General features: G+C 45.8%; 14 protein-coding genes. 8 read left to right on the plus strand and 6 right to left on the minus strand.

Annotated features, from left to right (window positions below; translation table 11 throughout):
* The first annotated feature begins 39 nt into the window (after positions 1-39).
* The 4 genes from ileS (at position 40) to ispH (ending at position 5,013) form a co-directional block, all read left to right on the plus strand.
* Positions 40-2,868 (plus strand): isoleucine--tRNA ligase, encoded by a 2,829-nt coding sequence (ileS, locus tag R7M92_RS21555; RefSeq protein WP_213903625.1) that lies wholly within the window; start codon positions 40-42, stop codon positions 2,866-2,868.
* A gap of 73 nt (positions 2,869-2,941) precedes the next feature.
* Positions 2,942-3,448: a signal peptidase II gene (gene lspA, locus R7M92_RS21560; protein WP_005385948.1), complete on the plus strand. Its 507-nt coding sequence runs from the start codon at positions 2,942-2,944 to the stop codon at positions 3,446-3,448.
* Positions 3,449-3,592: 144 nt separating this feature from the next.
* A complete protein-coding gene (gene fkpB, locus R7M92_RS21565) occupies positions 3,593-4,024 on the plus strand; it encodes an FKBP-type peptidyl-prolyl cis-trans isomerase (protein WP_005381922.1) in 432 nt (143 codons plus the stop codon).
* A gap of 23 nt (positions 4,025-4,047) precedes the next feature.
* Positions 4,048-5,013, plus strand: coding sequence for a 4-hydroxy-3-methylbut-2-enyl diphosphate reductase (gene ispH / locus R7M92_RS21570; RefSeq protein ID WP_017636164.1), 966 nt, complete (start codon positions 4,048-4,050; stop codon positions 5,011-5,013).
* Between the two features lie 46 nt (positions 5,014-5,059).
* Here ispH and R7M92_RS21575 read toward each other — a convergent pair whose 3' ends face one another.
* From R7M92_RS21575 to R7M92_RS21590, 4 genes are all read right to left on the minus strand, one after another.
* Positions 5,060-5,533 (minus strand): low molecular weight phosphatase family protein, encoded by a 474-nt coding sequence (locus tag R7M92_RS21575; RefSeq protein WP_017636163.1) that lies wholly within the window; start codon positions 5,531-5,533, stop codon positions 5,060-5,062.
* Positions 5,534-5,604: 71 nt separating this feature from the next.
* Positions 5,605-6,333 carry a two-component system response regulator BtsR gene (gene btsR, locus R7M92_RS21580; protein ID WP_005381917.1) on the minus strand — a complete coding sequence of 243 codons (729 nt, stop codon included), beginning with the start codon at positions 6,331-6,333 and terminating at the stop codon, positions 5,605-5,607.
* Between the two features lie 31 nt (positions 6,334-6,364).
* Positions 6,365-8,035 carry a sensor histidine kinase gene (locus R7M92_RS21585; protein WP_262634222.1) on the minus strand — a complete coding sequence of 557 codons (1,671 nt, stop codon included), beginning with the start codon at positions 8,033-8,035 and terminating at the stop codon, positions 6,365-6,367.
* A gap of 193 nt (positions 8,036-8,228) precedes the next feature.
* Positions 8,229-9,713: a carbon starvation protein A gene (locus tag R7M92_RS21590; protein ID WP_005381914.1), complete on the minus strand. Its 1,485-nt coding sequence runs from the start codon at positions 9,711-9,713 to the stop codon at positions 8,229-8,231.
* Positions 9,714-9,993: 280 nt separating this feature from the next.
* On the opposite strand from R7M92_RS21590, the gene R7M92_RS21595 reads away from it, so the two are divergent.
* Together R7M92_RS21595 and R7M92_RS21600 are read left to right on the plus strand one after the other, a co-directional pair.
* The gene (locus tag R7M92_RS21595) at positions 9,994-10,335 is read left to right on the plus strand and encodes a DUF2799 domain-containing protein (RefSeq protein ID WP_005381912.1); all 342 of its coding nucleotides are present in this window, start codon (positions 9,994-9,996) and stop codon (positions 10,333-10,335) included.
* A gap of 113 nt (positions 10,336-10,448) precedes the next feature.
* A complete protein-coding gene (locus tag R7M92_RS21600) occupies positions 10,449-10,721 on the plus strand; it encodes a hypothetical protein (RefSeq protein WP_005381911.1) in 273 nt (90 codons plus the stop codon).
* Between the two features lie 51 nt (positions 10,722-10,772).
* Here the strand turns inward: R7M92_RS21600 and murQ are convergent, their stop codons facing one another.
* Together murQ and R7M92_RS21610 are read right to left on the minus strand one after the other, a co-directional pair.
* On the minus strand, positions 10,773-11,702 hold the full coding sequence (murQ, locus tag R7M92_RS21605; RefSeq protein WP_318134263.1) for an N-acetylmuramic acid 6-phosphate etherase: 930 nt from the start codon (positions 11,700-11,702) through the stop codon (positions 10,773-10,775).
* A 36-nt stretch (positions 11,703-11,738) separates the two neighbouring features.
* Positions 11,739-12,851: an anhydro-N-acetylmuramic acid kinase gene (locus R7M92_RS21610; RefSeq protein ID WP_318134265.1), complete on the minus strand. Its 1,113-nt coding sequence runs from the start codon at positions 12,849-12,851 to the stop codon at positions 11,739-11,741.
* A 99-nt stretch (positions 12,852-12,950) separates the two neighbouring features.
* Between R7M92_RS21610 and nagZ the strand changes: the two genes are divergently transcribed.
* Both nagZ and R7M92_RS21620 read left to right on the plus strand, forming a co-directional pair.
* Entirely contained in the window at positions 12,951-13,934 is a 984-nt protein-coding gene (gene nagZ, locus R7M92_RS21615; RefSeq protein WP_318134267.1) for a beta-N-acetylhexosaminidase, read from the plus strand.
* Positions 13,935-14,141: 207 nt separating this feature from the next.
* Complete coding sequence (locus R7M92_RS21620) at positions 14,142-15,218, plus strand: 3-deoxy-7-phosphoheptulonate synthase (protein ID WP_005381904.1); 1,077 nt, start codon at positions 14,142-14,144, stop codon at positions 15,216-15,218.
* Positions 15,219-15,226: the final 8 nt, after the last annotated feature.

Raw genomic sequence — 15,226 nt, forward strand, 5'->3', positions numbered from 1 at the left:
ATGTCTAATTTTCGCCCAATATAACGGAATTAAGAATCGATGAGTGAGTATAAAGATACCCTGAACTTACCTGAAACAGGGTTTCCAATGCGCGGCAACCTGGCCAATCGTGAGCCAGAAATGCTTAAGCGTTGGTACAAAGAAGATCTTTACGGTGAAATCCGTAAAGCTAAGAAAGGCAAAAAGTCATTCGTATTGCACGATGGCCCTCCTTACGCAAATGGTGACATTCATATTGGTCACGCACTAAACAAGATTCTTAAAGACATTATTATTAAATCCAAAACACTTTCAGGTTTTGACGCACCTTACATCCCAGGCTGGGACTGCCACGGTCTACCAATCGAATTAATGGTAGAGAAGAAAGTAGGTAAGCCAGGCCAAAAAGTGACAGCAGCGGAATTCCGCGAGAAATGTCGTGAATACGCAGCAGGTCAGGTTGAAGGTCAGAAAGAGAGCTTCAAACGCCTTGGTATCATGGGTGAGTGGGACAAGCCATACCGCACTATGGATTTCGCAACTGAAGCGAACATTATTCGTGCTCTTGGTAAGATCGCAAGCAATGGTCACCTGCTAAAAGGTTTCAAACCTGTTCACTGGTGTACAGACTGTGGTTCTGCTCTTGCTGAAGCGGAAGTAGAATACAAAGATAAAGTATCACCATCTATCGACGTTCGTTTTAAAGCGGCTGACGAAACAGCACTGCTATCTAAATTTGAACTGACAGAAGGTCATGAAGGTCACGGTGACGTATCTATCGTTATCTGGACAACAACACCTTGGACACTGCCTGCAAACCGCGCAGTATGTCTACGTGATGATCTAGAGTACGTGCTTATCCAAACAGAAGGCGACAACGCTGAGCGTATCATCGTTGCTGCTGAGCTAGCGAAAGACGTAATGGACCGTGCGGGTATCGAGCACTTCCACAACCTTGGCTTTGCTAAAGGTGCGGACCTAGAGCTTTCTCAATTCCAACACCCATTCTACGATTTCACTGTACCGGCGATCCTTGGCGATCACGTTACGACTGATTCAGGTACTGGTGTTGTTCACACTGCTCCTGGTCACGGTCAAGAAGACTTCGCGGTTGGTAACAAGTACAACCTAGAAGTAGCAAACCCAGTTGGCTCAAACGGTGTTTACCTACCAGATACAGAGCTATTTGCTGGTCAGCACGTATTTAAAGCGAACGATGCAGTAGTAGAAGTACTAAAAGAAAAAGGTGCACTACTACACCACCACGCTTACGAGCACAGCTACCCACACTGTTGGCGTCATAAGACTCCAATCATCTTCCGTGCTACACCTCAATGGTTCGTTTCTATGGACCAAGCTGGCCTACGTGCTAAAGCATTAGAGTCAATCAAGAATGTAGAGTGGATGCCTGAGTGGGGTCAAAGCCGCATCGAAGGTATGATCGAAGGTCGCCCTGAGTGGTGTATCTCTCGTCAACGTACTTGGGGTGTGCCAATTGCTCTGTTTGTTCATAAAGAAACAGCAGAACTTCATCCAAACACGCTAGAGCTGATCGAGAAAGTCGCGAAGCTGGTTGAAGAGAAAGGCATTCAAGCATGGTGGGATGTAGATGCCGCTGAACTACTAGGTGCTGACGCTGACCAATACGAAAAAGTGCTAGATACGCTAGACGTATGGTTCGATTCAGGTGTCACTCACTTCTCTGTTGTTGATGCTCGTGAAGAGTACAACGGCAACAGTGCAGACCTATACCTAGAAGGTTCTGACCAACACCGTGGTTGGTTCCAGTCTTCTCTAATTTCATCTATCGCGATGAAAGACGAAGCGCCTTACAAACAAGTACTGACACACGGTTTCGTGGTTGATGGTCAGGGGCGTAAGATGTCTAAATCTATCGGTAACGTGGTTGCGCCAAAAGACGTAACTAACAAGCTAGGTGCTGACATTCTTCGTCTATGGGTTGCTTCAACAGACTACACTGGTGAAGTTGCGGTTTCTGATGAAATCCTAAAACGTAGCGCAGATGCTTACCGTCGTATCCGTAACACAGCGCGTTTCTTCCTTGCTAACCTGAGCGGCTTCAACCCTGAAACAGACATCGTTCCTGTTGAAGAGATGGTTGCGCTAGATCGCTGGGCGGTTGGTCGTGCACTAGCAGCACAAGAAGAGATCGTTAAAGCATACGAAGAGTACAACACACACGGTGTAACTCAGCGTCTAATGCAATTCTGTTCAATCGAAATGGGCTCTTTCTACCTAGACGTAATTAAAGACCGTCAGTACACAGCAAAACGTGGCGGCAACGCTCAACGTAGCTGTCAGACAGCACTTTACTACATCGTAGAAGCGCTAGTTCGTTGGATGGCGCCAATCATGTCGTTCACTGCAGATGAAATCTGGAACGAAATGCCAGGTCAACGCGACAAGTTCGTATTCACTGGTGAGTGGTTCGACGGCCTATTCGGTCTTGCTGAAGGTGAAGAGCTGAACAACGAATTCTGGACTGAGATCCAAGCGGTTCGTGGTGCGGTTAACAAACTTCTAGAAGATGCGCGTAAAGAGAAAACCATTGGTGGTGCACTACAAGCTGAAGTGACTCTATTTGCTGATGACGCACTAGCGGCGAAGATCAACAAACTTGAAGATGAACTGCGCTTTGTTCTACTAACCTCTGCTGCGAAAGTTAAGCCTCTAGGTGAGAAGACGGATGCAGCACAAGCGACGGATATCGAAGGCTTGTTTGTTGAAGTAGCAGCAGCTGAAGGTGAGAAGTGTGATCGTTGTTGGCACCACACGCCAGACGTAGGCACAATTGAAGGTCACGAGAAAATCTGTGGTCGTTGTGTGTCTAACGTAGACGGCGAAGGTGAAGTACGTAAATTCGCGTAATTGCCTAGAACGACTGAACTTTTTTTAAAATTAACAGCCCCAGTATTTACTGGGGCTGTTTGTAGGTAAAGTAATGAGTGAAAAAGCACTGACGTTAAAGCAATCTGGAGTTCGCTGGCTGTGGTTAGCAATTCTGGTATTTATTGCAGATATTGGCATCAAATTGGTGGTGATGGACAACATGGGCTACGGATGGGCAAACCGAATTGAGGTGTTGCCATTCTTCAACCTACTTTACGTTCATAACTACGGTGCCGCTTTCAGCTTCTTGAGCGATCAAGCTGGTTGGCAGCGCTGGTTATTTACAGGTATCGCGTTTGTTGTTACGGGTCTTTTGACCTACTGGATGAGTAAGCTTCCAGCAAAAGAAAAATGGAACAACATTGCTTATGCACTGATTATTGGTGGTGCTGTGGGCAACGTGTTTGACCGCGTCGTTCATGGCTTTGTTGTTGATTACCTAGACTTCTTCTGGGGTAACTACCACTGGCCAGCATTCAACCTTGCTGACATGGCGATCTGTATTGGTGCGGCAATGATTATTCTGGATGGCTTCCGTAAAAAAGACGCTGACAAGTAATCTTTTGCGGTATATCGAATAACCCTAAGCGTCGTCCGTTGATTCGAGCGACGCTTTTTATTATGTTGGAGCGCCAATCAGCATATCAATGTATAAAAAGACCAAGCTGACAGCGTAATAACCCAAGAACAAGGAAGCATTAACGTGACAACAATAACCAATGAATCTGTAGTAACCCTTCACTTTACGATTAAAATGAAAGACGGATCGGTTGCAGATAGTACTCATAACATGGGTAAACCAGCGAAATTTGTTATGGGTGATGGCAGCTTGAGTGAAAACTTTGAGCAGTGCTTGATAGGCCTCGAAACAGGCGCACAAAAAGCGATTGAGCTAAAGGCAGAAGACGCGTTTGGTATGCCAAACCCTGATCATATTCACTATATGGATCGCACTAAATTTGTAGGTGATGCAGAAGTGGAAGTTGGTACAATCATGGCCTTCAGTGGCCCTGATGGCATGGAAATCCCGGGCATTATTACAGAGATTGCAGGCGATTCTGTCACTGTGGACTTCAACCATCCTCTAGCGGGACAAGACGTGACTTTCGAAGTTGAAATTTTGTCAGTAGAATAGCGAACCCAATAAAGATAATTTCCATGAGCAATGAAATGAAAATCCTATTAGCTAACCCACGCGGCTTTTGTGCTGGTGTAGACCGTGCGATTAGCATCGTAGAGCGTGCGCTAGAGATGTATCAGCCACCGATTTATGTGCGTCATGAAGTGGTGCATAACCGTTTTGTGGTTGAAGGGCTAAAACAACGTGGTGCTATATTCGTTGAAGAGCTGCATGAAGTGCCAGACAACAACATTGTGATTTTTTCTGCTCATGGTGTATCGCAGGCAGTTCGTCAGGAAGCCAAGCTGCGTGATTTGACCGTATTTGACGCAACGTGTCCTTTAGTAACTAAAGTGCATATGGAAGTGGCGCGTGCGAGCCGTCGTAATATGGAAGTGGTTCTGATTGGTCACGCAGGTCACCCTGAAGTCGAAGGTACGATGGGGCAATACGCGAGTGAAACCGGTGGTATGTACTTGGTTGAAACTCCAGCCGATGTTGAGAAACTGAAGGCGATTGTGAAAGATCCATCCGATCTTCATTACGTAAGCCAAACGACGCTTTCTGTCGATGAAACTGCCGATGTTATCGAAGAGCTACGCCGCGTGTTCCCAGATATCCAAGGTCCACGTAAAGACGATATCTGTTACGCGACACAAAACCGGCAAGATGCGGTACGTGAATTAGCTGGTGACGTAGATGTGATGGTTGTGGTGGGTTCTAAAAACTCATCAAACTCTACACGTCTTAAAGAGCTAGCTGAAAAGCTAGGGACACCTGGCTACTTAACCGACTGTCCGGAAGATATCAAACCTGAGTGGTTCGAAGGCAAAACAAAGGTCGGCGTGACTGCGGGAGCATCTGCTCCGGAAGAGCTCGTTAATCAGATTCTAGAGCGAATCAAAGAACTCGTCGGTGCCGAAGCGGTTGATGAAGTACTTGGCCGTGAAGAGAATATGTTCTTTGAAGTACCTAAAGAACTGCAAATCAAGCAAGTGGATTAGTCTCCATTTATCGAATATTCAAAAGGCGACCTGTGGGTCGCCTTTTTTACATCTCTCTTAACTCATTTAGGTAATCACGAATTTGGTCTTTTCCTAAACCATCGATAATCATATCAGACATCTTCGTGATTCTTCGCTCAAGCGATTGAGCAACCTTTTCGCAATGTGCGTACATGTCTTCATCAGAACCATCGGTCGGAAAAGCATCAACTTGCCAGTTTACTCGAACACCACCTGCAAGCCACTGAGGAGCAGTTTCTTGATGTAAAGAATCACAGAGAATAATAACGATGTCGGGAAGAAACTGAGTTCGCTCCTCCCATGAATGCGTGTGGATATGCGGAATGGGGAGTTGGTGGTCATCTAAATATTTTTGCACCACTGGGTGCACCTTGCCTGTGGGATGTGAGCCTCCACTGGTGACACTAAAATCTGCTGGCAGGATATTGGTTGCGATTGACTCCGCGAGGACGCTTCGTCCAGCGTTGTGCTTACATATGAATAAAACTTTATACATCATCGCCTCGTCTTTTCAGAGCGTCCTATTTATACGCTAGCGGAAACTCAGCGATGATGTGTGAAGTTTTTGTGTTAGTGGCTAATGCCGAGCATCTCTTTGAGCACCTTTAAGTAGCGGCGGCTTACTGGTATCTCAAAGCCTGTTTTGGTGATGATTTCCGCTAACCCATTTTCCAGTAACTTGATTTCGCTAATCGCTTTAATACTGACTAAGTATTGACGATGGCAGCGGACTAGAGGGGTTTTCTCTTCCAACGTTTTTAATGTCAGTTGGGTGCTCGCGGTTTGGCTGGTGGAGCGTACATGCACGCCGCTGATATCACTGTAAGCACATTCCACCGTGTCGGTGGCCATGATAACGATGCGGTTGTGTCCGATGCACGGTATCTGATCCAACGTGTCAGGTGTAATAGCAGACAGTTGTTGCGTTAGGGCGGATTGGCTAATGACTTTGTTTAGTCGTTTGACCGTTTTAGTTAGCCGGCATGGGTCGACAGGTTTGAGCAAGTAATCAAAGGCATTGTCTTCAAATGCTTGAATCGCATACTGATCATAAGCCGTGACAAAAACCACATAAGGCATGGTTTCTGGATCAAGCATCCCTAGTAATTCAATCCCCGTGACTTGAGGCATTTGGATATCGAGAAACACCACATCAGGCTTGAGTTCATTGATTTTTTTTAGGCCAAGGATTGCGTTTGAGGCATCGCCCACGACCTCAACTTGGCCTGTTTCATCCAGTAACTCTGCTAGCTCTTCACGAGCAAACTGTTCATCATCAATGACGAGTGCGGTTAACATCCAACATTACCTTTATTGCTTCAGCGTGCTTTTATGATTTTGGGGGAATAATAAAGCTCATTTTAGTAAATTGATGTGGCTCGCACGTAATTTTTAGCGCTGCATCACGTCCAAATTGATTAGTGAGACGTTTGTCGACAATTTCTAAACCTAGCCCTGAGTGGTTTTTTTTTGGCGGCTCAAAACTGCCTGCGTTGTCTTCGACGGTAATCAAGTGACCTTGTGGGTGTGCTTCGCTGTGTATGTGAACTTTACCACCTTCAAGCATGTTTGAAATGCCATGCTTAATGGCATTCTCAACCAAAGGCTGGAGTGTAAAGCTTGGTAATTTGATGTCCAGCAATTCAGGTTGAATATCGATTTCAACCTCTAAGCGGTCCGTAAAACGCGCTTTTTCGATGCTCAAGTACGAGTTCACATGTGCAAGCTCTTCCTTTAACGTCACGGTATTAATGTTCTGCTTTAAATTGCTGCGGAAGAAGTGCGATAGATTTTGGATTAGCTCGCGCGCTTTGTCAGGGTCACGACGAGTAATCGCACTAATAGTATTGAGAGCATTAAACAAAAAGTGTGGATTCACCTGAGCGTGAAGCAATTTGATTTCTGCTTGGGCGAGTAAGGCTTGTTGTTGTTGGTAATCGCCATAAAGGATTTGGCTAGATAGAAGCTGGGCTATTCCTTCCGCCATCGACATGTTGGCCGTCGAGAACAATTTACGCTTCGGTTCATACAGCTTTATGGTACCAATGACCTCTTTCCCGGCACGCAGTGGGATGATCAGCGCAGATCCGAGCTTGCAATCTTTTGCAATGGAGCATTGGTATGGACGCTCCGCGCCATCAAGATAAATGATGTCGTTTTTCTCCATGGAGTCTAATGTGCTTTGCGATGAAATCGGCGTGTTTGGTTTATGGTGATCATCGCCAATGCCCACAAACGCCAAGATCTTTTCTTGGTCAGTAATCGCGACAGCGCCCACTTTGGTTTCTTCGTAAATAATACGTGCGATTTTCTCTGCGTTTTCGGTGTTGAAGCCGTTGCTTAGAATTCCCACTGAGCGATCAGCAATGGTGAGCGCTCGACGCGAAAACGTCGCAGAAAACTTTTCAAAGATTGCTTTTCTGTCTTGCAGGATACTCATGAACAACGCCGCACCAAATGAGTTCGCGATGATCATAGGCGCTGCAATAGCGGACACCAGTTCATAGGCTTGATCAAAAGGTTTCGCGACGGCGAGCAGCAAAATCATTTGCACCACTTCTGCAACAAACGTGACGCTGAATACGACGCTTGGATTAAACAGCAATGCGCCTTTATTTCGCTTGATAAGGTAAACGTGGAGCAAGCCACCAATTACGCCCTCGGCGGTGGTTGAAATTGCGCAGGCTAGGTCAGTAAAGCCACCAAGAGAGTATCGATGGATGCCACCAGTAAATCCGACGGCGAAACCTACAACAGGTCCACCAAACAGCCCGCCCATAACTGCGCCGATCGCACGAGTATTGGCAATAGCATCGTTGATGTGCAGACCGAAATAGGTGCCGAGAATACAAAAGCCAGAGAAGAGTACGTAACAAATTAGGCGGTGGCTTAAGCGCGAAGAAATACTCAGCAAAGGTAAGATGATTGGCGTTTTACTTAGCATGTAAGCCAAAACTAAGTACACACACATCTGTTGTAAAAGGGAGATGACCAGTTCCATAGTGAACCTAACCTAGAATCAATGTTGTTATTGTATACCTAAGTAACCTCAAGATGCTTGGCTCAGATAGATAAGAACAGCTAAGTAAATGATGCTGCGCTGTGCTTTCTGAACCTTAAAGTGACTTGGGTATAAAACAAAAAGAGCCTGCAATTGGCAGGCTCCTATCTTAGTCACTCAGATGTGACGAGTATTACGCTGTTTCTGATACGGCTTGTGGTTTCTCTTCGTCAGCCAGTTCAGTTTCACCTTTACCCTTAGAGGTTTTGATAACGTAACCTGTCACAGCTAGGGCAAACACAATACCTACGATAGTTGATAGTTGCATTGGCAGACCAAAACCTAGCGAGCTGTTGTTTAAGATGAACGTGACACATACCGTGGTCATGAAGATAGCTGGGATAGTGGTAATCCAGTGCAGCTTGTTGTGACGCAGTAGGTAAGCGGACGCAGTCCAAAGCATCATTACCGCTGTTGTTTGGTTTGCAAAACCGAAGTAGCGCCAGATAATGCCGAAGTCTACTTGAGTTAAGATACCGCCGATAACGAACAGTGGAAGTGCCATCAGTAGACGGTTACGTAGCGTTTTTTGTTCCATGTTGAAGTATTCAGCAAGGATCAAGCGGCTTGAACGGAACGCTGTATCGCCAGACGTAATTGGTAGGATAACCACACCCAGGAACGCAAGGATACCACCGAACACACCTAGCAGACCAAATGATGCGCTGTATACCACGTTACCAGGGCCACCGTTTTTCACAGCTTCTGATAGAGCGTCTAGAGAGCCGAAGAAAGACAGAGCGATAGCACACCAAATTAGCGCGATAACACCTTCACCAATCATTGCACCGTAGAATACGAAGCGACCGTTTTTCTCATTTTCCATACAACGCGCCATCAGTGGAGACTGAGTTGCGTGGAAGCCAGAGATAGCGCCACATGCGATAGTGATGAACAATGCAGGCCATAACGGCATGTCATTTGGGTTGAGGTTAGAGAACATGTCCGAAACTTGGAAGTCACCCATTACTGTGTGTTCGCTAGAGAAAGCAACGGCTGTCATTAGACCAACAGACATAAAGATAAGTAGGGCGCCAAACAGTGGGTAGAAACGACCAATGATTTTATCGACAGGAACAATCGTCGCAATGATGTAGTAAGCAAAGATAGCAATAACCATTGTAGTCATGCTTACGCTCAAGCTTGTTTGATCATTGATGAGGTTAGTAATCATGCCAGCAGGGGCTGAAACGAACACTACGCCAACTAGAAGCAATAGGACAATGGCAAAAATATTCATAAAGTGTTTTGCGCCATTACCTAGGTAGCGACCTGTAATGGTAGGTACAGATGCACCGCCGTTACGCACTGAAAGCATGCCTGAGAAGTAATCGTGTACTGCACCAGCAAAAATACAACCGACTACAATCCAAAGCATCGCCGCAGGACCGTATAGTGCCCCCATGATCGGGCCAAAAATTGGACCAACACCTGCGATGTTAAGTAGTTGAACTAGGTAAACTTTCTTTGTTGACATTGGAACGAAGTCAACACCGTCCGATTTGGTGTGAGCTGGCGTTTGGCGTTTTTCATTGATGCCGAAAATCTTCTCGACGAAAGCGCCGTAGATGAAGTATCCGCCGATTAGGGCTGCGACACAGGTTAGAAACCACATCATAGCAATTGTCCTTGGTCTTAGTTGGGTAGGGTAATTTTTTAATCTCAGGATGCATGTTATGCGTCACTTGTGTTAAATGCATTCGGTTAGTAGATGAGTGGTCGAATAGAGCACTGAGTGGTCGATATGCTGCTTGAGCGGTTTTTAAAAATGGCGAAAGGTTGATGACAGTCTTGAGCGGCTGATTTGAGTCATCAGTGGTTAAATCTGCAAGCTCAGCGGCAAGCGCCAATAATTAGTGGTAAGCTTATTTTTGAAAACAATTACTTAAGGAAGAACCATGAAAAAGGTAACGGTAGGTCTGGCACTGGCTTTACTTGCAGGATGCACAGCAACGACAGCAGATCTTGCCAAGTCGGGAGATTGGCATCAGATCGGATATCAAGATGGCATAACCGGACACACATCGCGCACGATGAGCGAGCTTCGTGAGTTGGGTAGTGTTAAGCAAAGTGACTACGACCAAGGTTATTTAGAAGGTTTACGTGAGTACTGTAATCCTGCTTTTGCGTATCAAATGGGGTTATCTGGTCAGTATTACGAAGGGGTTTGTGAAGGTACTGAGCAAGCGCAAAAATTCCGCATGGAATGGCAACGTGGTTGGAATGAATACTCAAATTAATAGTCAATAAAGCCGTTGTTACACTGTCTGCATCACATAAATGTGGCAAAATCTTCCTTATTAAACTATGTTCATATTGCTTGATAGTGAGCACAGAAAAAAGGAATCACATTATGTCAACGCAAATGGCTGGTGGCTGGAGTCCATTTCATGAACTCACAGCAGAGAATAAAGAAGTATTTGCTAAAGGTATCGAGGGGTTTGTCGGTGTCAAATACTCCCCTTTGGTTGTGGCTACTCAAGTCGTAGCCGGACAAAACTATGCGTTTTTCTGTAATGCAGAAGTTGTCTACCCTGGAGCACAACCATACCCAGCAATGGTTCATATGTTCAGTGACCTTGAAGGTAAAGTCGGTATTACTCACATTGAACGATTGAACTACTAAATTAAGCCATAAAAGGCGCCTGACTTTTAAATAAGTGAGGCGCTTTATTGATTAAGATTGATTAGTTTGCGCGATCACGACTTTTCTTAAATATCCTTGCTTGGCGTTCAGTTGCTCAGTCGCGCTTTCTCTATCCAGCCCGGTTAAAATCATCAAAATCGCTAACTTGGCGTCGTAGTCCGTTTCTTTGAGCGCCGTTTTAGCCTCTTGGTTAGTACAATCTGTTGCTTGCATAACAATACGAGCCGCTCTTGCAACTAGCTTTGCATTCGTCGCTTTCACATCTACCATTAAGTTCTGATAACTTTTGCCCAGGCGAATCATGCTTGCGGTAGTGAGCATGTTCAGTACGAGTTTTTGTGCTGTCCCTGATTTTAAGCGAGTGGATCCCGTTAACGCTTCAGGTCCAACAACGGGGCTAATCGCAATATCAGCAATATCTGCAATCGGAGAGTCAGGGTTACAAGATAGTGCTACAGTGGTGGCACCAAGCTCGTTCGCATACTCTAAGCCACCAATCACGTAAGGTGTTCGTCCACTTGCCGCAATACCAACGACGACATCGCGTTGTGTTAGCGTATTCTCTTTAAGATCTTGCTCGCCTAATATAGGGTCGTCCTCCGCCCCTTCTTTTGCACGGAACATTGCCTCTTTTCCACCGGCAATAATACCAACGACCATCTCTGGATCTGTGCCAAAAGTTGGTGGGCATTCTGAAGCGTCCAAAACGCCAAGTCGACCACTGGTACCCGCACCGATGTAAAACAACCGACCTCCGACCTTAAATGCTTCCGTGATCTTATCAACGGCTTCAGCGATCTCAGGCAACACTTTTTCAACGGCAAGAGGAACGAGTTTGTCCTGTTGGTTGATGCGTTGAACAATATCGAGAGAAGGCAGCAAGTCGATGTCCATGGTGTCTGGGTTTCGCCCTTCAGATACCAGATGGGATAAAGCTGCGATAAGTGCATCGTTCGTCATAATGAATTAAGCCTTTTTGTTTAGGATCTATTGCCCTTAATTTTTTGAATAGAGTACACCCAGTGAAGCGAGACGACTTGCCCCCGTAACTTCCGGTAAGTTGCTAGGGAGGCCGTGAATATGGCGCTGCGCAAGCCAAGCAAACGCCATTGCTTCCATGTAATCGCCATCAACACCTTTTTCTGCCGTTGTCGCAACGCTCCATTGTGGCAATAACTTGGCCAGTCGTTGCATCAAAAGCGGGTTTCTTGCTCCACCGCCACAGACCAATAGTTGAGGTGTGATGCCATGAGAAAACTTGTCGACTTCGTTGGCAATGGTAATTGCAGAATACTCGCAAAGTGTACGTTGTACGTCTTCGATTGGTAACTTGTGATGGACCACTTGTTGATGCAGCCAGTCAATATTGAACAGTTCTCGTCCGGTACTTTTAGGGGCTGGCATGGTGAGGTAAGCTTCTTTGAGTAATTGAGTCAACAAAGTAGCGTTTACCGTTCCTTTAAGTGCAAATTGTGCATCTTCGTCGAAGCTTTGCCCTTTATGCAGCGCACACCATGCGTCCATCAACATATTGCCCGGGCCTGTGTCATAGCCAATGACTGGTTGTTCTGGATGCAGTACAGAGATATTGGCAATGCCTCCAATGTTAAGCACCACAGTTGTGGAATCCTGCATCGCAAAAATGCTTTTATGGAAAGCAGGGACGAGTGGGGCACCTTGTCCACCTAGCGCCATGTCTTTACGACGAAAATCCGCTACCGTATCAATGCCTGTCTTGACCGCGATAATGTTGGCATCGCCCAATTGAGTGGTAAACGGCAAGTTTCCGGTAGGCTGATGGAACACTGTTTGACCGTGATTACCAATCGCACGAATTTGCTCTGCGACGTAACCAGACTTATTGAGCAGCTGTAACACAGCATCTGCAAATAGGTGGCCGAGCTGATGGTCAAGTTCACCTATGGCTTTTAAATTTGTTGCTTGACCGGTACAAACAGATAACAGCATGTCTTTTAGTGCTGCGGGCATTGGGTAGTCGTCGTGCGCAATCAGGCGAACATGCTCATCGCTTATTTCAACTAGAGCGGTATCAACACCATCCATACTCGTTCCAGACATCACACCAATGTACAGTTCGTTAAATTTCATAGCCGATCTCGTCAATTCTTCATTCACTTATTGTAAAGCAAATCTGAAGCGAATAACCTCATCGAATACGAGATATTCAGCCGATTTTGAGGAGAAAACATGGGACCGTTATGGGTTGACGTTGCGGGGTATGAACTGACCGCTGAAGACAAAGAAATCTTGGAGCATCCTACGGTTGGTGGCTTAATTCTATTTGCTCGCAACTATCATGATAGCGAACAGCTTCAAGCACTTACTCAATCCATCCGAAAGGCGGCTAAGCGCCCGTTTTTGATCGGTGTGGATCAAGAAGGCGGCCGAGTGCAGCGCTTTCGTGAAGGTTTCTCATTAATTCCTGCTGCTGATGAGTACGCTAAACATCAAAATGGTGAAGAGCTTGCTCGTATGGGCGGTTGGTTAATGGCAGCAGAGCTGATTGCCCATGATATTGATTTAAGCTTTGCCCCGGTACTTGACCAAGGCCATCAATGTAAAGCGATCGGTAACCGCGCATTCGGTGAAGATGCCGATACCATTCTTCGCTATAGCACTGCATATATGCAGGGAATGAAGAGTGTTGGCATGGCAACGACAGGCAAGCACTTCCCTGGACATGGTGGCGTGATTGCAGACTCACATCTAGAAACACCATACGATGAGCGCAGTGATATTTTTGAACAAGATATGGCGATCTTCAAAGCGCAAATTGATGCCGGTATTTTAGATGCCATGATGCCTGCTCACGTGATTTTCCCACATTATGATGCTCAACCAGCCAGCGGTTCTGAATACTGGTTAAAACAGGTCCTGCGTCAGCAATTGGGTTTTAAAGGTTTGGTTTTTTCGGATGACTTGACCATGGAAGGCGCTGCGATTATGGGCAGCCCAGCCGAGCGAGGTGCTCAATCATTGAGAGCTGGTTGCGATATGTTGTTAATGTGTAATAAACGAGAAGCGCACGTTGAGGTATTAGACAACTTACCGGTTTCAACCGTGCCACTCGCGGATGGATTACTGAAAAAACAGTCATTTTCTCCAAGCGAACTTAAGCTATCTCAAGAGTGGAAAGCGGCGAGTGAAGCGATGAAACGCTTGACTAGCTAAACCTCTTGTAAAAGATTCAAAACAGCGATGAGAAGCCAAAGTTAATTATACTTTGGCTTTTTATTTGACTGTAAACCTAATCTTACACCAAATGTTTTTTATTATGTACGCTTGTTTTTCTTTTTTAGCCTGTTATCTTGTCGTTAAAGCTTAGTTGTCTCACCAAAGGTTTGGTTGGGTGTAAAAATAAATATACAGGTTAGAGTTATGCAGAAAAGTGAGTTGAGCAATATTAATATTATCGAAGAACAGGTTCTTATTACTCCGGAGGAACTAAAAACCAAGCTTCCTTTGAGTGAAAAAGCACGTCGCTTTATTCAAGAGTCTCGTCAAACTATCGCTAATATTATTCACAAGAAGGATCACCGCCTGCTTGTTGTATGCGGTCCATGTTCTATCCACGACGTAGAAGCGGCGAAGGATTACGCAAAGCGACTTAAAGCACTCTCTGAACAACTAAGTGACCAACTGTATATTGTTATGCGTGTTTACTTTGAGAAGCCGCGCACCACGGTCGGCTGGAAAGGCCTGATCAATGACCCACACCTAGACGGCAGTTTCGATATTGAACACGGTCTGCATGTTGGACGCGAACTTCTGGTGGAGTTGGCAGAGATGGAAATCCCGCTCGCGACTGAGGCTCTAGACCCAATTAGCCCACAATACTTGGCGGATACTTTTAGCTGGGCAGCCATCGGTGCTCGTACGACGGAGTCACAAACTCACCGTGAAATGGCAAGCGGCCTGTCTATGCCAATCGGTTTTAAGAATGGCACCGATGGCAGTTTGGCAACCGCAATTAACGCGATGCAAGCTGCGTCCTCTAGCCACCGTTTTATGGGAATTAACCGTGAGGGACAAGTCGCACTGTTGACCACCCAGGGCAATGCTAATGGACATGTGATCTTACGTGGCGGCAAGCAAACTAACTACGATTCGGTATCAGTCACTGAGTGTGAGCAAGAGATGGCGAAATCTGGTCTTGATGCTTCATTAATGGTGGATTGCAGTCACGCCAACTCACGTAAAGATTACCGTCGCCAGCCATTAGTCGCGGAGGATGTGATTCATCAAATCCGTGAAGGCAATAAATCTATTATCGGTCTTATGATTGAAAGCCATATCAATGAAGGAAATCAATCTTCTGACTTAGCTCTTGAAGAGATGAAATACGGTGTATCTATCACTGACGCATGTATCAATTGGGATTCAACTGAGGCACTATTACGTCATGCACATGAAGAGCTAGTGCCTTTCTTAGAAAATCGTCTAAAGGCTAATTAATACAGGAT

The organism is Vibrio sp. Vb2880, from assembly GCF_033337975.1.
GTDB lineage: Bacteria > Pseudomonadota > Gammaproteobacteria > Enterobacterales > Vibrionaceae > Vibrio > Vibrio alginolyticus.